The 18,164-nt window shown below is 51.5% G+C and carries 16 protein-coding genes; 4 read left to right on the top strand and 12 right to left on the bottom strand.

Going from position 1 to position 18,164, the window contains the following annotated elements; all coding sequences use genetic code 11:
• Position 1 precedes the first annotated feature (1 nt).
• Genes spoT through gmk form a run of 3 tightly spaced genes read right to left on the bottom strand, consistent with a single transcriptional unit; the run spans position 2 to position 3,084 of the window.
• On the bottom strand, positions 2-2,110 hold the full coding sequence (spoT, locus tag IBT54_RS19300; RefSeq protein WP_013359523.1) for a bifunctional GTP diphosphokinase/guanosine-3',5'-bis pyrophosphate 3'-pyrophosphohydrolase: 2,109 nt from the start codon (positions 2,108-2,110) through the stop codon (positions 2-4).
• A gap of 20 nt (positions 2,111-2,130) precedes the next feature.
• Positions 2,131-2,406: a DNA-directed RNA polymerase subunit omega gene (gene rpoZ / locus IBT54_RS19295; protein WP_003851346.1), complete on the bottom strand. Its 276-nt coding sequence runs from the start codon at positions 2,404-2,406 to the stop codon at positions 2,131-2,133.
• 54 nt (positions 2,407-2,460) lie between these two features.
• Entirely contained in the window at positions 2,461-3,084 is a 624-nt protein-coding gene (gmk, locus tag IBT54_RS19290; protein ID WP_033734537.1) for a guanylate kinase, read from the bottom strand.
• Between the two features lie 239 nt (positions 3,085-3,323).
• Here gmk and ligB point away from each other — a divergent pair, with 239 nt between their 5' ends.
• Positions 3,324-5,075 (top strand): NAD-dependent DNA ligase LigB, encoded by a 1,752-nt coding sequence (ligB, locus tag IBT54_RS19285; RefSeq protein WP_201252767.1) that lies wholly within the window; start codon positions 3,324-3,326, stop codon positions 5,073-5,075.
• On the opposite strand, the gene IBT54_RS19280 is transcribed toward ligB, so the two are convergent.
• The 6 genes from IBT54_RS19280 to lpxP form a co-directional block, all read right to left on the bottom strand.
• Positions 5,013-5,630 carry a trimeric intracellular cation channel family protein gene (locus IBT54_RS19280; RefSeq protein ID WP_013359520.1) on the bottom strand — a complete coding sequence of 206 codons (618 nt, stop codon included), beginning with the start codon at positions 5,628-5,630 and terminating at the stop codon, positions 5,013-5,015. The two genes, ligB and IBT54_RS19280, sit on opposite strands and share 63 nt — an antisense overlap.
• Positions 5,631-6,070: 440 nt before the next feature.
• A complete protein-coding gene (locus tag IBT54_RS19275; RefSeq protein WP_041457277.1) occupies positions 6,071-6,715 on the bottom strand; it encodes an oligosaccharide flippase family protein in 645 nt (214 codons plus the stop codon).
• An 82-nt stretch (positions 6,716-6,797) separates the two neighbouring features.
• Positions 6,798-7,064, bottom strand: coding sequence for a hypothetical protein (locus IBT54_RS19270; protein ID WP_041457142.1), 267 nt, complete (start codon positions 7,062-7,064; stop codon positions 6,798-6,800).
• 434 nt (positions 7,065-7,498) lie between these two features.
• Positions 7,499-7,894, bottom strand: coding sequence for a hypothetical protein (locus IBT54_RS19265; protein ID WP_033734531.1), 396 nt, complete (start codon positions 7,892-7,894; stop codon positions 7,499-7,501).
• Between the two features lie 136 nt (positions 7,895-8,030).
• Positions 8,031-9,173 (bottom strand): alanine racemase, encoded by a 1,143-nt coding sequence (locus IBT54_RS19260; RefSeq protein WP_095706472.1) that lies wholly within the window; start codon positions 9,171-9,173, stop codon positions 8,031-8,033.
• 221 nt (positions 9,174-9,394) lie between these two features.
• A complete protein-coding gene (lpxP, locus tag IBT54_RS19255; protein ID WP_013359516.1) occupies positions 9,395-10,318 on the bottom strand; it encodes a kdo(2)-lipid IV(A) palmitoleoyltransferase in 924 nt (307 codons plus the stop codon).
• A 20-nt stretch (positions 10,319-10,338) separates the two neighbouring features.
• Here lpxP and IBT54_RS19250 point away from each other — a divergent pair, with 20 nt between their 5' ends.
• The 3 genes from IBT54_RS19250 to IBT54_RS19240 all read left to right on the top strand — a co-directional run bounded on the left by IBT54_RS19250 (position 10,339) and on the right by IBT54_RS19240 (position 13,724).
• Positions 10,339-10,569 (top strand): hypothetical protein, encoded by a 231-nt coding sequence (locus IBT54_RS19250; RefSeq protein WP_201252766.1) that lies wholly within the window; start codon positions 10,339-10,341, stop codon positions 10,567-10,569.
• A gap of 637 nt (positions 10,570-11,206) precedes the next feature.
• Positions 11,207-12,229, top strand: a complete 1,023-nt coding sequence (locus IBT54_RS19245) for a hypothetical protein (protein WP_236263515.1) — start codon at positions 11,207-11,209, stop codon at positions 12,227-12,229.
• A gap of 58 nt (positions 12,230-12,287) precedes the next feature.
• On the top strand, positions 12,288-13,724 hold the full coding sequence (locus IBT54_RS19240; RefSeq protein WP_201252765.1) for a hypothetical protein: 1,437 nt from the start codon (positions 12,288-12,290) through the stop codon (positions 13,722-13,724).
• A gap of 287 nt (positions 13,725-14,011) precedes the next feature.
• Here IBT54_RS19240 and IBT54_RS19235 read toward each other — a convergent pair whose 3' ends face one another.
• The 3 genes from IBT54_RS19235 to IBT54_RS19225 form a co-directional block, all read right to left on the bottom strand.
• On the bottom strand, positions 14,012-14,824 hold the full coding sequence (locus tag IBT54_RS19235; protein ID WP_201252764.1) for a hypothetical protein: 813 nt from the start codon (positions 14,822-14,824) through the stop codon (positions 14,012-14,014).
• Between the two features lie 17 nt (positions 14,825-14,841).
• Positions 14,842-15,117, bottom strand: coding sequence for an ogr/Delta-like zinc finger family protein (locus IBT54_RS19230; RefSeq protein ID WP_201252763.1), 276 nt, complete (start codon positions 15,115-15,117; stop codon positions 14,842-14,844).
• Between the two features lie 366 nt (positions 15,118-15,483).
• Positions 15,484-18,156, bottom strand: a complete 2,673-nt coding sequence (locus IBT54_RS19225) for a TOPRIM and DUF927 domain-containing protein (RefSeq protein WP_201252762.1) — start codon at positions 18,154-18,156, stop codon at positions 15,484-15,486.
• Positions 18,157-18,164 lie beyond the last annotated feature (8 nt).

The following is an 18,164-nucleotide window of genomic DNA, read 5'->3' as shown; positions in this document are numbered from 1 at the left end:
CCTAATTACGGTTACGGTGGACTTTGATCACATCCGGCATCACGCGAATTTTACGCATGATATTCGCCAGATGGACACGGTCGCGTGCGGTCAGGCGGATAAAGGCGCTGTAGACGCGGCCATCACGCTCTTCGGTATTCAGGCTCTGAATATTGGAACCGGCCGTGTTGATTGCTGCCGTCAGGTTCGCCAGTGCGCCCTGATGGTTGAACATGTCGACTTTGATTTCCGCCACGAACTCCTGCTCGGTGACTTTATCCCACTCGACCGGCATGAATTTTTCCGGCTCTTTCTGGTAGCCGCGGATATTGCGACAGGATTCATGATGCACCACCAGTCCTTTGCCAGGGCTGACATGAGCAACAATCGGGTCACCGGGAATCGGTCGGCAGCATTTAGCGAACGTAATCAACACGCCATCAGCGCCTTTGATCGGCAGCTTACCGCGCTTGCTGTTACTGCTGATGGTCTTGCTGTCCGCCTGCAGCAGGTTCTTCGCCACGACCACGCTCATCGCATTGCCCAGACCAATTTCCGCCAGCAGATCGTCAAGCGAGGTCAGCTTCATACGGTCCAGCTCCTGCCGGATGTTCTCCGCCGGAATCTCCGCCAGTTTACGGCTGCCGCCCAGCGCATGGCTGAGCAGACGGCGACCCAGATTAACCGAGTCTTCACGCTTGAGGTTTTTCAACAGCTGGCGAATTTTGGCGCGGGCTTTGGAGCTGACGACAAAGTTGAGCCAGGCGGCGTTGGGACGGGCGCCTGGCGCGGTGATGATCTCAATCGTCTGTCCGCTGGTCAGGGATTGCGACAGCGGATAAGGCTGACGATCAACGCGTGCGCCGACGCAGGCATGGCCGATGTCGGTGTGAACCGCATAGGCGAAGTCCACCGGCGTCGCGCCGGTTGGCAGCTCAACAATGCGGCCTTCAGGCGTAAAGACGTAGATCTCATCCGGGAAGAGATCGGACTTCACGCTTTCGATAAATTCAAACGAACTGCCCGCACTCTGCTGCAGCTCCAGCAGGCTTTGCAGCCAGCGCTGAGCGCGAATCTGTGCGGTAGTGCCACTTTCGCCCGCCTGTTTATACGCCCAGTGCGCAGCGACCCCCATTTCCGCCATCTGATCCATATCCTCGGTGCGAATCTGCACTTCAACCGGCACGCCGTGCGGACCGATCATGGAGGTATGGAGCGATTGATAGCCGTTAGCTTTGGGGATGGCGATGTAATCTTTTACGCGGCCCGGACGCGGCTTATACAAGCTGTGCATCTGGCCCAGAACGCGATAGCAGGTATCCAGATCTTTCACGATGACGCGAAAGGCATAGATATCCATGATCGAGTGAAAACGCTGCTCTTTAAGCGTCATTTTGCGATAGATCGAGTAAAGATGCTTTTCGCGACCGCTGACGCGGCAGGGAATGCCTGCTTCCTGCAGACGGCCATCGATCTCAGAAAGAATCTTCTGGATCATCTCTTTACGATTACCGCGCGCGGCTTTCACCACCTCTTTAATCACCCGATAGCGGTTCGGGTAGAGAGCCTCAAAACCGAGCTCTTCCAGCTCCGTTTTAAGATGGTGAATACCCAGGCGATGCGCCAGCGGACTGTAAATCTCTAACGTTTCCAGCGCGATGCGGCGACGTTTGTCCGGGCGTAATGACCCCAGGGTGCGCATATTGTGGGTGCGGTCAGCCAGCTTGATGAGAATGACGCGGATATCCTGCACCATCGCCATAATCATCTTGCGGAAGTTCTCTGCCTGCGCTTCTTTCTTGTCGCGGAATTTCAGCTTATCCAGCTTGGAAACGCCTTCGACCAGCTCCGCCACGCTTTTACCGAACAGCTGTTCCATGTCCTGGTAAGTGGCAGGCGTATCTTCAATCACGTCATGCAGCAGCGCGGCCATGAGGGTTTCATGGTCGAGCTTCATTTCCGCCAGAATACAGGCCACGGCAACCGGATGGGTGATATAAGGCTCACCGCTGGAGCGTGTCTGTCCCTCGTGGGCATCACGTGCGACAAGGTAGGCTTGCTGGAGGCGCTTGATCTGCTCCTCTGGCAAGTATTTTTCAATCAGTTGATTGAGACTTTCAAACAGATACAAGGGCGACCTGCAGGTGGCTGTTAACGACGACCTTCAGCGATAGCGGTAACGGCCTGTAACTCAGCGGCTTCCTGCTCTTGCTGTTCCTGACGGTCACGCACATCTAAAATCTGATTGGTGACCAGACCTTCTTCGATTTCGCGCAGAGCGATAACGGTAGGCTTGTCGTTCTCTTCCGGAACCAGCGGATCTTTGCCGCCAACCTGCATCTGACGTGCACGACGTGCAGCGACCAACACCAGGTCAAAACGATTACCAACTTTTTCTACTGCGTCCTGAACGGTTACGCGTGCCATAGGTGTGCTACTCCACAGATGAAGAAATGACTGCGCATCATACTGAAACTGTATTCAGACTGCCAACAGTTTGCTGATTAAAGCATCGTGACGCGCCTTCTGGCGCGCCATACGCAGACGTTCGGCGCGAATAATGGTTTTCAGATCGGACAGCGCCAGATCGAAATCATCATTCACAATTAAATAGTCATACTCGGCGTAGTGGCTCATTTCCGCTACTGCCTGCGCCATACGACGCGTGATGACCTCTTCGCTGTCCTGGCCACGACCGCGCAGACGGCGATCGAGCTCTTCTTTCGACGGCGGTAAAACGAAGATGCTGCGTGCGCCTGGCATTCTGGCGCGGATTTGCTGCGCACCTTGCCAGTCGATGTCGAGAAACACATCAACGCCGGTTGCCAGCACCTGCTCAATAGCATGGCGCGACGTACCGTAATAGTTGTCGAAAACTTTAGCGTGTTCGAGGAAAGCATCTTCCGCGATCATCCGCTCAAATTCATGTTTCTCAACGAAAAAATAATGTTCGCCATGGGCTTCACCCGGACGCATGCCGCGCGTCGTGTGCGAAACAGAGACCTGCGTATCATACAACGGCTGGGTCTTTAACAGTGCCTGAATCAGGCTGGATTTCCCTGCGCCGCTGGGTGCAGAAACAATATAGAGCGTGCCTTGAGCCATGGTTTTCTTGAATTGATTAAAAGCGGAGTCGATTTCCTGCACAGTATACACAGCTTCCCGCTGCCACGCAGCGTTTGCGCAGCGGCAACAGCCAACTTTTGCGTCTCTTCGCGCAAATGTCTGTCAGACCGCTGCAACTAATCCTTTATTGCCACGATATCCCTTCCTGAACCGGACATCGTTTCTGGCTGACGCCAAAGCATTGATATTGAATACCGAAAAACGTCAGGGGAAAGAGTATGAAAGGATTCGGCTGGCCGCTGTTTGCGGCTGTTTTGTGGATCGTTACATGGCCTGTGCATAGCGCCGTTTGTCCGGTCTGGACACCGAACCGGGCGACGGAAGAGATCCGCCGCCTGCAACAGCAACTGCAACACTGGGATGACGCTTACTATCGTCAGGGCCAGAGTCCGGTGGCGGATGCGGATTATGATGCTCTTCAGCAGCGACTGATTCAGTGGCAGCACTGCTTTAGCCCTTATCAGCCGGCTTACGCCCCACAACTGCCGGGTAATGGCACGTCATTGCACCCGGTCGCCCATACTGGCGTAAAAAAGATGCGGGACAAGCTGGCACTGGCTTACTGGATGCAGGGGCGACGCGATCTCTGGGTGCAGCCAAAAGTCGATGGTATCGCCGTTTCACTGGTGTATCGCCAGGGCAGACTGGTGTCGTTGTTAAGTCGTGGCGATGGATTGCGCGGTGAAGAGTGGCTGGCTAAAGCCGCCTGGATCCCGGCGATTCCGCTGAATATCGAGACCCGACTCGACGAGGTTGTGCTGCAGGGTGAGCTATTTCTGCCGATGACCGATCATCAACAGGCCATTGATGGCGGTAAAAATGCTCGCGCACAGGTGGCCGGGGCCATGATGAGTAAACAGCGTGTTCCCCTGCTGAATTCGCTCGATGTTTTCATCTGGGCCTGGCCAGATGGCCCGGCAACAATGACGGAACGCCTTGAGCAACTCAGTCGCTGGGGACTGGGCATTGCGGCAAAATGGAGCCACAGCGTTAAAGATGAAGAGGAGGTCGCTGCCTGGCGGGATCGCTGGTTCCATGCTGCGCTGCCCTTTGTCACTGACGGTGTGGTGGTTCATCAGAGTCTTCGTCCTGCGGGCAAAAACTGGCTGCCGGGAGAGGGAACCTGGGCTGTTGCCTGGAAGTATCAGCCTCCGGAAGTCAGCGCTGAAGTGCTCTCCGTTGATTTTCCGGTTGGTCGAACCGGGAAAATAGCTGCCGTCCTTAATCTGCAGCCGGTGCAGCTGGATGACAAGACCGTCAGGCGGGTTAATGTCGGATCCCTGCGTCGCTGGCAGGAAAGCGATATTGTGGCGGGTGATGTGATTACGCTGAGTCTGGCGGGTCAGGGGATTCCCCGGCTGGAGCGGGTGATCTGGCGCGTGGCAGAGCGCGACTATCCTCAGCCTCCCGACGCGTCGCATTATACGCCGCTAAGCTGTTACACCTTCAGTGCGGAGTGCCAGAAGCAGTTACTGGCAAAATTACGCTGGCTCAGTCAGAAAACGGTGCTGAATATTCCGGGCGTTGAGCGCAGCACCTGGCTGCGCTTACTGGAAACCGGCAGTATGACGCATCTGTTCGGCTGGCTGACATTAACACCGGAACAGATCGCTGCCGCAACGGGCTTCTCTCCGGAACGGGCGAGTCAGCTCTGGCACCGTTTTAATCTCACCCGTCAGCAGCCGTTTCGTCGCTGGGTGGATGCCTTAGGTATTTCACTGCCGCGGAAAGCCCTGAAGTCGCTACCCGATCAGCAGTGGGAGAGCTTAATGCAGCGGGATGTGACGGGCTGGCAGGCGCTACCGGGCGTTGGTGCTGCGCTGGCAAAGCGTCTGGTTGCGCAGTTCCATGATGCTCGTGTGCAGGCGCTGATCGCGTTCCTGCAGCAGCAGGGCATACCTTCTTCCTTAATGCTCGGGATGGGGATAGTTGAAAATCGGCAAACCGAGGCGGAAGCGCAGCGCCAGTAAACGGGCAAAGAAGCCGAACAGCAGGGTAATGATAATCACCGCTTCATGTGCCAGCGTAGTTTTCAGCAGCAGGATATAGATCCAGCCCGAGGCGAAAGCGATACCGGCGTAAAGCTCCTTCTGAAACACCAGCGGAATGCGATTACAGAACATGTCACGCAGTACGCCACCGAAGACGCCGGTAATGACCGCGCTTATTGCGGCAATAATCATGGCATGTCCGGAATCGAGCGCAACCTGCGCGCCGATAATGGAAAAAACCACCAGTCCCAGCGCATCAAGCACCAGGAACACTTTGCGCAGATGTGTCATCAGTGGCGCCAGGAAAGTGGTGATGACCGCTGCTGCCGCCACAATCATGATGTATTCAGGATTTTTTACCCAGCCCAGCGGGTAGTGACCCAGCAGGATGTCGCGCACCGAACCACCGCCGATGGCAGTCACTGACGCGATAATAATGACACCGAACAGATCCATTTTGCGGCGGCCTGCCGCCAGCGCACCGGTCATGGCTTCAGCAGTAATACCAATGATGTAGAGAACGGTCAGTAACATAGCAGACTCCGGTAAAACGGCGGCAAGGCGACGCCTTTGCCTGAAAGACGGCGACAGAGATTTTCAGGCGATCGGCGTCCGTGATAAGCGCAGTGTATACCAGCCAGCCCTGGCGTCCGTATAGAAAGACTTTTCTGCGCAGAGCCTGCGGTGAGTGCCTGTTTAAATCTGAGAAGAAACAGTCTGCAGAAGGTTTGTGCGTTGCGGCCCGCTGTTTTCCGGTTCCGGACGGGCGGATATTAACCGACCGTGAACGCCAGACAACGGCTGGAGGTAAGTCAGTTTATAAGTGAGGTAAAAAGGCTGGATGCGGCAGATAAAGAAGGGAATGGATCAGAGAAATAAAGCAACAGGCTTAATAAAAAGAAAAGGCGTGCTGGTTAACAGCACGCCAACGCATCGTTTCGGATGCTCAGAGCCCACCATACAGACTTATTTTATTATTTGTTTCTTGCACGAATTTTAGAAAAGGCTTTCAGGCTAAAATGGTATTCCGGCTGGAACCATGAACGACCATAGTAGCAGTAAATCAGCATGCGAATAGATGCCATCGCCAGATAACCCCAGATCGCACACAATACTGAAGGTGTCAGCCAGACGGTAAATAAAGTGACGGCAAGACCGGCTAATACTGATGAGGTTTCAGCAAAAGCGATACGGGTATATTGTTTTTCGCGCTGTAATATCGCACGGTAATGCTGACCCTGCGGGATGATAATAAACACCACTGAGACCATCTGCAGCATTAACGCCAGTTCAGGTTGACCAAACAGACTGTTCAGCAGGTGACTGCCCGTAAATAACAGACCAAACACCGCGACACCCATCAACATATTACCCCAGTAGATCGTGGAGAGGTCGTTGATAGAGAGCATACAGCGGCGGATCAGCTTATTTGAGAAGCCGCGATCGGCCAGCGTATCGATAGCCAGTAAAGCTATCACGGCGATCGCCAGCAGGTTCAGTTCATTCGCCTGCAGAATCTGCGCCAGCAACGAAAGCTGCAGTACGCCGATGCCAATAATTTTGATTGAAGAGAGCAGAGACCACTTTGCGCTATTAAGACTGCTTTCACGTATTGCCATAATATACTCGTTAGAGTTCATTGACTCTGTGAGAATTAAATCGTTGTGTAACAGCAATGAGAGGTTGCTGTGACACCGTTGGTTAGTGCAATTTTTCCGGCCGGAGTCCTGAAATACCTTTCCAGGCTTGCCATGTTATTATGGATTCAATCAAATGGTGCCCGGATAAAAAACAGATATCCCTGGTAAATTCTCTGTTTCGTGTCATGGCGGAATCCCCTGCAGCGAATAAGAATTCCGCCAGATCACGAATAAATCCTGTTGTAGTTTTATATTCTCCTGCCAGCATCCTTGCGGCAATCTCAACGAATTCTTTTTCTGATAACAAAGGATACGCAGAGCGGTCCATGACTTTTTTCCTGCTTTATCGTTATGGGTATTGCTGTGTGTGGAATGATTTATACATTGTTTTATTTAATTTAACACCATAAGAAAAGTCTGATTACGCGACCGCAGAAATAAATGGTTTCACTTCATGCATGATAAATATTAAATCTCCAGTACGAGAGTAATAAACGATTGTTGATGATTAATGTATGTGCTTTAGCAAAATTGTTTACACAGCAGATGAAGATGCCTGAAATCAGCGGGGATAGCCTGTCTGTCAGGCACTTTTGCCAGGAATTTTCCTGGCAACAATGCTTAAGCAGGGTTGGTGATAAACGTGCAGAAGGGGTATGCAATCAGATAAACGCTTTATGCTTTATCATCGGAAGTTTTTCTGTTTTTTTTCATAAACAGCCAGTGATAAGTACAGAGAAAAAATCGAGCTAAGTCATTGATTTACTGGGTCAGAAGCTGGTTAAGCTTCTCAAGATCGTTGCTAACCCATTCAATATCCTGCTTAAATCTCTCATCTGAAGTAAATGGCTGGCGGTAAACCGTTACCATTACCTCGGCACCCTGCTCGTTGGCTATCACGCGCATCGGTACATAGATTTCCTTTCCTGAGCCACTGTCAATCCAGTGATCCATTACGCCAAACGGATTATGTGGCGAGAACCGGAGCTTTACGTTTCCCTGAGGGCCTTTAGCACGCCAGCGATTGCCATCGGGTTCTAATGCACTATTCGTCAGCCCGGACGCCCACTTTGGAAAAAATTCCGGCTTCCAGATGGTTTCATAAAGATCTAACCAGTGACGCGGAATCGTCAGGCTCAGCGTGCGCGAGGAGAGCATATAACCTCCGGAGGATAAGCTAAAAAAGCATTAAAGCATGGGGTCAGGCTCGTTAATACGTTGTAACAGCAGAAGTGTGGTGTTGAGAGGGTTTCGTACAAACGGCAGACAACGGATGAGGCTGTCTGCCGCTGACTCAGATGAAATTGCCGCGTGCAGAAACTGCATGCTCTTCGCTATGCCCACTGGCACGACGCAGAACAAAGCCATCCGACTGTGCCATCACTGCGCAGCTGTGATTCGGGAAGATACGAAGCAGCATGCCGACTTCAGGACGGCGATCCTGATAAAGCAGAAAACCATGCTCCTCAGATAACTTTGTCACCTCATACGTGTGGCCCGCTTCGTCGGCTGCAACACCAAAGCCGCTGGCATTGGTGCCGTGTGGCCCTTTATCCGAACTCAGCATTTTCGATCCGGCATCCACAATTGCGAAATGATCGTTTACCGCTACCACACGGGTAATGACGCTCATTGCCAGCTGGTCGATCTGACTTAGCCCGAGGCGACAGGCGGTAAGGTCCAGCAGTGCATAGTTGCCAGGCCGGATTTCACTGATGCCGGGCGCAACCTCGGCTGCCAGGGCCGTAGGCGTTGAACCCACAGAGAGCGGGCAGTCGGTAAATCCCGCAGCCTGCAGTCTTGCCTGAAGCTGCTGCATCAATACCGTTTCCTGTCTGGCAACATCAACAATAGCCGCGGCATTACCGGCACCATATGCGTGGCCGGCATGCGACACTAATCCGGCAAAGCGTATGCCTCTGTCCCGCAGCGCCTGAGCAATCAGCACAGCTTCATCACTATCAGGATTAACACCAATCCGGTGTAATCCAACATCCACCTTAATCGCCACCGCCAGCGCGCAGTCTGGCTGTTGCTGCCACGCATCCGCAATCGCTGCCACACCCTGTAGCCTGTCCGCGATCAGGGTAAGTTTTGCCTGATGAAGCACGGCGAGACGCAGCAGCTCAGCCACGCTTTGCGGCTGCACAACCGGGTAGGCTAACAGCAGATCGCGAACGCCCCCCTGAATAAAGCTGATACCTTCGCTGGGTTTAGAGACCGTGACACCCTGAGCACCATATTCAAGCTGACGCTGAGCAATCCAGACGCTTTTATGTGTTTTGATATGCGGACGCAGCGCGACGCCTGCCGCACTAGCTTTGCGCTGCATATGCTGCAGATTCTGCTCCAGGCGCTCTGCATCCACTTCAATATAGGGCGTAAGGCGGTCATCAATCAGCGGCCTCTGCCACTGCTGTGTATCGTTGATATCCATAAGCTTATCCGGCTTTAACGAGGTAAGAGAATTCATCATTCCTTAATTAACTTTCTGATACCAGCCTGGTGGCCGTGAAAGAGGCGCTGAACAGCAAAAATTAAAGCGTGTGTTAACCCAGGATAGAGCATGCAGCACATGGATGAACCGGAGAGGATATTTAAGCAGACGGGATTAGCAGAATAAAAAAAGCAGGCGCGGTGCCTGCTTTATCTGTTTACTCAGACGTAGAGTGATTGTTCACCCGGCGGACGGGTTTTGAATCGGCGATGCAGCCAGAGGTATTGTTCCGGTGCACGCAGAATCTGATTCTCGATCACTTTATTCATATAAGCTGCAGCAGCAGCCTCGTCCGTATGAGGATAATTTTCCAGCATCGGCTCAATGATCAGATGATAGCCCTCATTATCTGCATTACGAATCAGCATAATCGGCACCATCGCTGGCTTCGCCAGACGCGACAGCACAAAAGTGCCGTTGGTGGTGGCCGCTTTTTCTACCGCAAACAGTGGCGCAAAGGTGCTGCCTTTCGGGCCATAATCCTGGTCCGGCGCAAACCAGACCGATTCACCCTGTTTCAGAGCATTAACCATGCCGCGCAGATCGCGGCGGTCGATCATCGCTTTGTTTGAGCGCATCCGGCCTTTGGTCTGCACATATTCCATTGCCTGATTGTTGTGCGGGCGATACATCGCCATCATCGGCTGACAGAGACCGCTGATGCGGCCGCCCAGCTCCAGTGACATGAAATGCACGCCAATCAGCATCACACCGCGCTTTTCACTCTGCGCAGCGTGGAGATTATCCATACCTGACACTTTAAACAGACGTTTTACCGCACGGTCAGACCAGAACCAGGCAATACCGGTTTCAGCCAGCGCCATACCTAACGACGCAAAATTACCGGCAATCATATGTTCTGTTTTTTCTTCACTGATGCCAGGAAAGCAGAGCTCAATGTTACGACGGGTGATGCGCTCACGGCGTTGCAGGAAATGACGGGAAATTTTGCCGGCACCGGCACCGAGACGCATAAGAACAGGGTAGGGAAGCTGGACCAGAAGCCAGAGTACACCAAGACCAAACCAGGTAAACCAATAACGCGGATGCAGCAGCGAACTGCTAAATTTTCCGGTGTTTTTCATTAACAACCTTCATGAGATAGATGGATGTATCGCATAAAGAGCACTTCCATAAGTCTCCAGGCGGTACAGCTGTACTGATTTCGACCAACACTTTATCAAAAAGTGCCTTCAAAGAAAGGGAAACTACGGAATATACAGGATTGACCTGTTTCATGGAGCCAGCGTTTCGGGTGCGAAAAAAGGGTTCACAACAGGAAAAAGATTTTAAATTCAAAAAATTAAAAAAGACAGACCTGAAATGCGAAGTGTGACTGACAGGCGTTCCGGAAGAGTCCGGAAATGTTTATTTATCAATCTTTACGTAGTGTTGAAGCCAGCCACGGTAATAAAAGGTCGGAGGTGTTGATGAATCTCAAACTATAGTGCCTGAAAAATGAACAAAGCGCCATCAATGGCGCTTCATTAATGACCTGCCGGAAATGTATTACTCGATATTCTGAATCTGTGCATTTATCGTTCTTCATATTATTGATTTTAATAAATTTTTATTAAATTTTTCCTTTTTGGTACAGTATTTGGTACATGAGCCTTCGGTAATGCTTAAGTTTGGCCATTTTGACAATGATAATGGGAATCAGGTTTTTTCAATATGCAAGATTTTTTTCAAAAAATTTCACCATTTCCGGACAGTGGCTCAGGGCTAGGAACTTTAATTTCAGTGGTACTGCCATAATTAATTGATAATTAAGGTTTTTATTTAAACGGTCGTGATGCATCCCGCTAAGAATCTCTGGGATCGGTATTTAATTACAAACTTTAGAATTAAACATAAGTTATGTTCGATTTAATTTTCATTAGTAGTTTTTTATTTTAAAAATTTTTTATTGCTCGATATTTAATTTCATATGGAATTTTATTAATTTTATTGCGTGCATATTAAAGTTATTAATGTTTGATCGTTCACGATTTAAGCAGTATAAATATGTTTATGATTATCATCATGAGGTTAAAGGAATTGCCATGCCTTTAGATGTTGCTTATTCGTTAGAAATTGAAGATTTTATCGATGCAGACAAAGCTTACGAATTTTACTGGTCCGGCCTAATCACTAACAAGAAAGCCTTTATCTGCCCAGGCGATAGTTGCCAGGCACAAGTAACTTGCGCAAATATTGATGAAGAAACTCAAAATATGAGAGTAGTGCCACATTTCAGAATTTATGGAGAGCATGGTGAAAAATGTGAAATTTTTAATAAGATACCATTGAAAATATTGGAGATGACTTCTGAAGAGAGTTCAGGTGAAAAAAAATCGGTTGAACTTTCTGTGGTTGATTCCTTTATGCTTATAAGGCCTCCCTCATATTATGAAATAAGAGACAAGAATACTAATGTTGACGGGGATGATCTTAAGAAGAAAATAAATTATAAAAGTAAAAACCTTACCTATACTTTGAGGCAAAATGGCTTTATTAGTAGTGTATATTCTGTTAGGACAATAGTTAGCCGATATATAAGGTATTTTTCTGATAAGTCAATTGAAAATAGACTTATAAATATAAGCGGTAAAAGTGTTCCGTATACCTCTTTTTTCAAGTTGATATGGGAACAAGACTTAGAAAATTTGCCTGAGGATAGCCTGATTTATTATGGCTGGGCGTATATTGACAGGTACGACAAAGGATATAAGGTAAAATTTAAAAAAGGGTTTAAGAATAAGGATGGGGTTGTTTTGCCTGTTTCTTTTTTCATAAGCGATAATTTGATTGAAAAGTACCCTATTAAAAAATTAGTAACAAAGAGAATTTCATCTATTTCCTCTATGAGCAAACCTACAGGCTTCGTCTTTATATATGGCACACCAAAATTAAAAAAGTTGGCAACAACCTCAAAAGAGTACGTAAATTTTGCTTTATATAATCTTGATATGGTTGATGTTAACAAAGATAGCCCTATGCCTAAAAGAAAATGAATATTACTTAAACCTAATTTCCATATAATTCTATGTTGAAAATTAAAAGAGAAATAACATGGCTAAGCTTACGACTATATCAACAATCTCGTCTTATTTTGGTATCAAAGAAGATCTTCTTGATCAGTTAGATGTTGTTGATGTTTTACTTGACTCAGATACACTTCTGTTTATAGATCCCCTTTTATTATCTGATAGCAAACATGACGAAATGAGCAGGGATGCATTCAAAACATATAATGAAACTTTCGAGAAGATAATTAATCTTCTAAAAGCATCAGATGAAATAAATGATCCTGCTTGGAAAGCTGCTAAAAAATTATTTTCTTTTTCTGAGATCGGTTGGACTTGTCTAGGCTATGGTTCTTCCAGCAAAGGCTCAGGGTTTGGGCCTGAACTTGTTAATACCTCAATGATTACAGCATCGAAAATCATAAAATTAAAAATAGATGATCCTGATCTTTTTATGGTTATGTCTTTATTCGAGGAAGGCATTGGTGCTGATAGAATAAGTGATATGACTACAAATATAATATTTAACCATCTTCTTGATTTTACGCTGAAGGCAAATGAAACCTTAAATTTAAAAACGATAAGTTTTAAATTTAAAGGCAGCGATTATACTTCGATTCTCAATCCATTGACTAATGCTCCTCTAATTCTAGTGCCAAAAGATATAGTTCGTGATCTCCCTATTTCTACAGATTGGAGTGGTGCTATTAGCACGATGAAAGAAAATGTTGATTTGCGGGACAGGATTAATGCAAACTTAGGTAGCCTTCTTGCTTCAATGAGCCGAAAAGAGAAAGCTAGAGCAAAAGAAAGGGCATTAGAGAACCGAGAGTATTTTGAAGATTTACTTCAGTTAATAAAAGAAATTGATAGAGAGCCTTATGATTTTGATAATGATAAAAATGGAGAGCTTTTTTGGGCTAGATTATCTTCCTCTTTTAGTAAGGAACATCCATTCGATTTATCTAAATTCAAAAGAAAACTCAATATTGATGATGTTGAAAATTTGGTTGAGGAGATTATCAATCAGTTCTTAGATTTAGTAGAAAACAAGGGGTTATGGAAGGAAATGTGGACTGAGGAGGGAAAAAACAGAAAGGAAAAAGCTGCACAAAGGTTACTGTTTGCAGTCGCTTATTCTTATTGTAAAGCAAATAATTTAGACATAAGTCCAGAGGCTGATGGTGGTAATGGACCTGTTGACTTTAAAATCTCCCAAGGTTTTGATGCTAAAGTTGTTGTTGAAATTAAATTATCAACTAACAATCAGTTAGTACATGGTTTTGAAAAACAGCTTGAAATATATAAAAAAGCAGACGACACGGATAGAGGTTTTTTTGTCATAATGGATGTCGGATTTATGCGAAATAAATACCGAGATTTGCAGCTCATTAATACAGAATTTAAAAAAACCAATAAGAGAACATCTAAGATAATTTTAATAGATGCTAATCAAAGGGCATCAGCCAGCAAAAGAATCTAATAGCATTCGTGCAGGATAACTGAGCTTAAAGAAAGTGCTGTGTTATTCTGCACTGAATGACATATCTCTCTAGCGCGCGCTCGTAGCCCCGCCACGCCTGCCCGCTTTATGCAGCAGTTTTCATGCACCTGCATGATTAAGCCTGAACCGCGCCGCTGCTGGCCTTATCTGCCGTTCCGGGGTGCCGGAGACTCATGCGTTTTCATGCAGCATAGACATGCACTCACGCAACGGACGTAAAAAAGCCCGGCACGGGCCGGGCTTCGGTGAGTTTCTGTGTCTGTGGCTCAGAAAAGTTTGCGCTTGCGGCGGTCGGTTCTGGCTCCCCGGAAAGGATGCGCACCGCTGACGCTCAGCACGTCATCACGGAACATCAGCGGCTGATTTACGCTCGTCCATCGCTTAATCAGGTTCTGGACATATACGCGGTACAGCGTGTCGGCATCGTTCGCGCCTTCGATAACGCCCGGTGCGTGGGTTGAGCCATTCCGTTCAAACTGGCTGTACTTCATTCTGAGCAGGCTTCCCAGCTCGGCGCCATGAATGATAAAGAAGTCATCAATAAGCGTATCAATGCGTTCATCCGTGATGCCCTCATGACTGAACACGTAAGCGTTAGCCTTGCGCCCGGTCACGTCTGCCAGCACGGGCAGCTGCTTTTCCTTTTCGGCAATCAGCCCGGCAAGATCTGATGCCGTTTCCTGCTGCTCCAGATACTCCACGCGCAGCGTCTTCATCTCCGGCGTGACATTGCCGCCATTCTGTCCCAGCAGTTCACGGAAGCGTGCCCGGTTTTCCCGGCTTGCCTGCTCCATCTCGGCCTTACGCTGGCGCAGCTCGCTGAGATTTTCAGTGGCGGCATTTTCGGTCTGTCGTGCCTCCAGCCAGGCCAGCATCTTCGTGTTGAGGTCTTCGATACGCAGCCGCCATTCAGAGGACAGCCCCTTTACCAGCTCAGTGGTGTGCCTGATAACGTCGGCCTCGGGTAACCGCAGGAGCCATCCGGCTTCCTTGAGTGGACGCTGTGCTCTGGCCTGCGCCGTGCCGATACGATTACCGGCGGCCTGAATCTGTTCGTCGGTCATCTGCTGCTGTGTCATGCTGTTTTTCCTCTCTGTCAGGGCTGTGCGTGGCGGTCTTCGCGGGCGCTGGCTGAACCATAGCGGCCCAGCGTTTGCGGCTGGCGAACCGGCACGTCATTCTTCGGTTGCGGCTCTGCCATTGCGGGTCTGTGTGGCTTCATGATGATTTTCTCGACGCTCTCCAGCGCGGTGAAGGTGCAGGAGCAGTCGAGGTTCTGGCACTGGTACCAGGTACGCTTTACAGAAGGAGCTTCATAAGCGCTGGTGCGGGTGTGGGCTACCTGACCGCATTCGGGACATTTCAGGGCCATTTCGTTTTCCTGTGTGGTCGTTTTCAGTAAGTCAATTGTGCCGGGGCTGGCACAGATGAACTATGTGCGGGCCGTGTACCGTGCCTGACACAACGCCTGCCAGAAAAGGGCGGCTGGCTGACTTACCTTCTGTAAGCGGTGTAACACGAGTAACAGGTGTTACAGCCATGAATTAAAAGAACATTTCTTTATTTTTCCGGTGTAACAAGACGGGTAACACGGTGTAACAGCGCTGACGGATGCGTTACACCTGTTACACCTCACCAGTTAGAGAGGTGTAACAGGCTCAGGCCTTACTGAATGCGGCTGTTACACCCGTTACACCTGTTACCCTTTAAAAATAAGACTCACGCAAAGCCTTTAACGTCAGCCCGGCACCTCGCTGTTGAAGACGTAGAGCCTGCGCACGTTCATCTCTGGCGGGCGGATGCTGGTCTGAAGCTTGCCGTCGGCAGAGGCCATGAGATAGCCACGGTCGGCGCACAGGCGCGCCACCTTGCGCGGATCAAACCCCCTGCAGATTTCCTTCCAGCCGGACGGCATAACGTAGAACGTCGTCACCGCCTCGGTGCCGTGCGCGGTGCTGCCTTTTTCCACCCTGCGCCAGCCCACCATGTTACCGGGCCGGTTGCGCTCGTCGTGCCAGTCGGCAAAGCGGCTGTACTGGTTGGCCGTGAAGAAGCTGCGCACCTGCTCCAGCGCGGCAATGTCTTCCTGGTTGGCGGTGTGGCCGCGGTCTTTCAGCCAGGCGTTCAGGCACACGCGGGTTGCCCGCAGCGCTTCACCTTCCTGCCAGCCGGTAATGCCCAGCCGGGTCGCCAGCTCACCGGCCATTGCCACTAGGGCAAAGCGGTTGACCGCGCGGCCCACCTGATTGCCCGCGTCAGGCGGGGTCAGGGCGGCGGTGTACTCCTTCAGCAGCGTTTTAGCCTGCGCCGTAAGACCGTTCAGGTCGGCGGTCAGCGCCTTCAGCCACTCGCGGAACGGCGCGCCGTAGTAGCTGGCCGTCGCCCATTCCAGATGTTCGGCCAGAGCCTTGCCGCTACCGAAGCCGTGCAGCTCCTCAAACACGCCGAACTTCCCGGAGTCGCTGGGTATCTGGATCATCCTGACCTCCATTCCGGCAAAGGTGCGCTCGCCTGCCTTCGCGGCGTGCTCGGTCAGCGACAGCTCGCCGGTGGAGAAGAACAGCAGCCGCCACTGCTTGCGGGTGCGCAGCTCGCCGTCCGTACCGGCACGGCCCTTGCCCTGACCGTTTGCCAGCATGTAGGCGATGTTGCCCGCTTCGCGCCCGTCCACCTCGCGGATTTCGTCGAGCATCATGGCCGCGTCGTTGCGGCGGCTGGCGCAGCCCTCCAGCGCGTTGCCGGTGGCGCGCCACGTCTGCCAGTAGTCCGGCCCGCCGCACACGGAGGTGGCCGCCTTCATGGTGGTGGTCTTGCCGTCCGTGGATTCCCCCTTGAGGTGATAGCCGCCGCCGTCCATGCCGACCAGCCGCAGCAACGGGGCGGCAAAGGCGAGGCTGACCGCAAACGCCACGCGGGAGTTGCCAGTGCAGAAGCGGGAAACGTGCTCGCGCCACTCCTGCGTGGTGCCGGACACGCGGAAATCGCGCCCCTGTACGGAGGTGGTCTGGAGTATCACGCTATCGGCCCCGTCGCCGCTCACCTCGTCCTGGAGGACGTAAACCTGACCGTGCCAGCCGGTGCGGCTCACGCAGGTCACGCGGCGCTCCGGCTTGCACAGCGAGATATATTCCATCAGGCGCGCGCGGGCCTCGCCGGTGGTGCTGATGTACGACAGGCCGTTGACCAGCAGCACCCGTCGCAGCTCCTCGCCGCTGCCGCTCAGCATCTCCATCGGCATGGCCCAGCGGCGGCGCTCGCCCCATGTATCCTCCCACTCCAGCAGGCGGCCAAAGTTGCCGCCGTCGGCGTCGCAGGTGATGGCCGTGACGCGCAGCGGATTGCAGATTTTGACGTTCTGGATTTCGGTTTCGCCGTTGCGCTGCACCTGCTTTTCGTACCAGAGGTATTCCTGTGTCAGCCGGAACCCGTGCGGCAGCTGCGTGCGGCCCTCACCGCACAGCACCAGACCGTTACGAAAGGCTTCGCGGGCGCGGGTCACGCCGTGCTCCCGGTGAAAGTCGTTCCAGTCGGCTTTGATTTCGCCCGGCGGCAGGCTCACCCAGCCACTGACGGCTTTTGCTGCCTTCTCTGCGAACGCTCTGCCGGGGTTCTCACCCGCATCCTGAAAATCGTTGTCACCGGCGATGATGATTTTCACCTCCGGCCAGCGCGCCCGCATCGCCTGCGCCACGTTCGGCAGGTTGCCTGCCGAAATCGCGGCCACCACGCAACCGGCGGTCAGCTGGCTTACCGTGAGCGCCGTGGCGTAGCCCTCGGTGATGACCACCTGCACCGGCGGCTCAGGCGGCAGCGGGCTGAGCGCCACAAACGCAGCCTTCATGGTGCTGCCGGGCAGCAGGCTTTTCTCCCCTGCGGGGGCAATCAGCTGCGCACCGGTCACCGCGCCGTCTGATGTGGTCAGCGGCAGCAGCAGGGAACCCGCAGGGAAGGCCGTGCCGCCTATGCGCTGTGCGCTGCCGGTCAGGCAGGCCGGATAACCGGCAAAGCCTTTGTCTGCGAGGTAGGCACTTTCACCGCTGTGGCTGGCCTTCTCCAGCGCACCGACGATGGCGGCCATGTCGCGCTTCGGGACTTTTTCTCTGGCAGGCTTAACCGGCAGGGCTTGCACGTCACGCACGTCCAGCACCTCTGCCACCGCCTGCGCAGCCTGCTTTACCCCTTTGCCCGTCACCAGCTTCACCAGGTCAAGGCCGTCACCGTGGCCGCAGTGGCTGCAAATCCACGTACCCCGGCCCTCAAGGTCATCCATGCGAAAACGGTCTTTGCCTTCACACTTAGGGCAGGGGCCGTGCCTGCCGCCGTCCGGCACGTCCACGCCCAGCATCTGAAGAATGACCGGCCAGCGGCCGCGTGCGGCGGCTGTGATGTGTGATACTGACTGTACTGTCATAACGCCTC

Origin of the sequence: Pantoea sp. S62 (genome assembly GCF_016658625.1) — a bacterium.
In the GTDB taxonomy this organism is placed as follows: Bacteria; Pseudomonadota; Gammaproteobacteria; order Enterobacterales; family Enterobacteriaceae; genus Pantoea; species Pantoea vagans.
This window is presented reverse-complemented; position numbering and strand designations above follow the sequence as displayed.

Coding starts and splice junctions, on each gene's coding strand:
- rpoZ (WP_003851346.1), bottom strand. CDS start 2,406: ATGGCACGCGTAACCGTTCAGGACGCAGTAGAAAAAGTTGGTAATCGT.
- gmk (WP_033734537.1), bottom strand. CDS start 3,084: ATGGCTCAAGGCACGCTCTATATTGTTTCTGCACCCAGCGGCGCAGGG.
- ligB (WP_201252767.1), top strand. CDS start 3,324: ATGAAAGGATTCGGCTGGCCGCTGTTTGCGGCTGTTTTGTGGATCGTT.
- IBT54_RS19280 (WP_013359520.1), bottom strand. CDS start 5,630: ATGTTACTGACCGTTCTCTACATCATTGGTATTACTGCTGAAGCCATG.
- IBT54_RS19275 (WP_041457277.1), bottom strand. CDS start 6,715: ATGGCAATACGTGAAAGCAGTCTTAATAGCGCAAAGTGGTCTCTGCTC.
- IBT54_RS19270 (WP_041457142.1), bottom strand. CDS start 7,064: ATGGACCGCTCTGCGTATCCTTTGTTATCAGAAAAAGAATTCGTTGAG.
- IBT54_RS19265 (WP_033734531.1), bottom strand. CDS start 7,894: ATGCTCTCCTCGCGCACGCTGAGCCTGACGATTCCGCGTCACTGGTTA.
- IBT54_RS19260 (WP_095706472.1), bottom strand. CDS start 9,173: ATGGATATCAACGATACACAGCAGTGGCAGAGGCCGCTGATTGATGAC.
- lpxP (WP_013359516.1), bottom strand. CDS start 10,318: ATGAAAAACACCGGAAAATTTAGCAGTTCGCTGCTGCATCCGCGTTAT.
- IBT54_RS19250 (WP_201252766.1), top strand. CDS start 10,339: ATGGATGTATCGCATAAAGAGCACTTCCATAAGTCTCCAGGCGGTACA.
- IBT54_RS19245 (WP_236263515.1), top strand. CDS start 11,207: ATGTTTGATCGTTCACGATTTAAGCAGTATAAATATGTTTATGATTAT.
- IBT54_RS19240 (WP_201252765.1), top strand. CDS start 12,288: ATGGCTAAGCTTACGACTATATCAACAATCTCGTCTTATTTTGGTATC.
- IBT54_RS19235 (WP_201252764.1), bottom strand. CDS start 14,824: ATGACACAGCAGCAGATGACCGACGAACAGATTCAGGCCGCCGGTAAT.
- IBT54_RS19230 (WP_201252763.1), bottom strand. CDS start 15,117: ATGGCCCTGAAATGTCCCGAATGCGGTCAGGTAGCCCACACCCGCACC.
- IBT54_RS19225 (WP_201252762.1), bottom strand. CDS start 18,156: ATGACAGTACAGTCAGTATCACACATCACAGCCGCCGCACGCGGCCGC.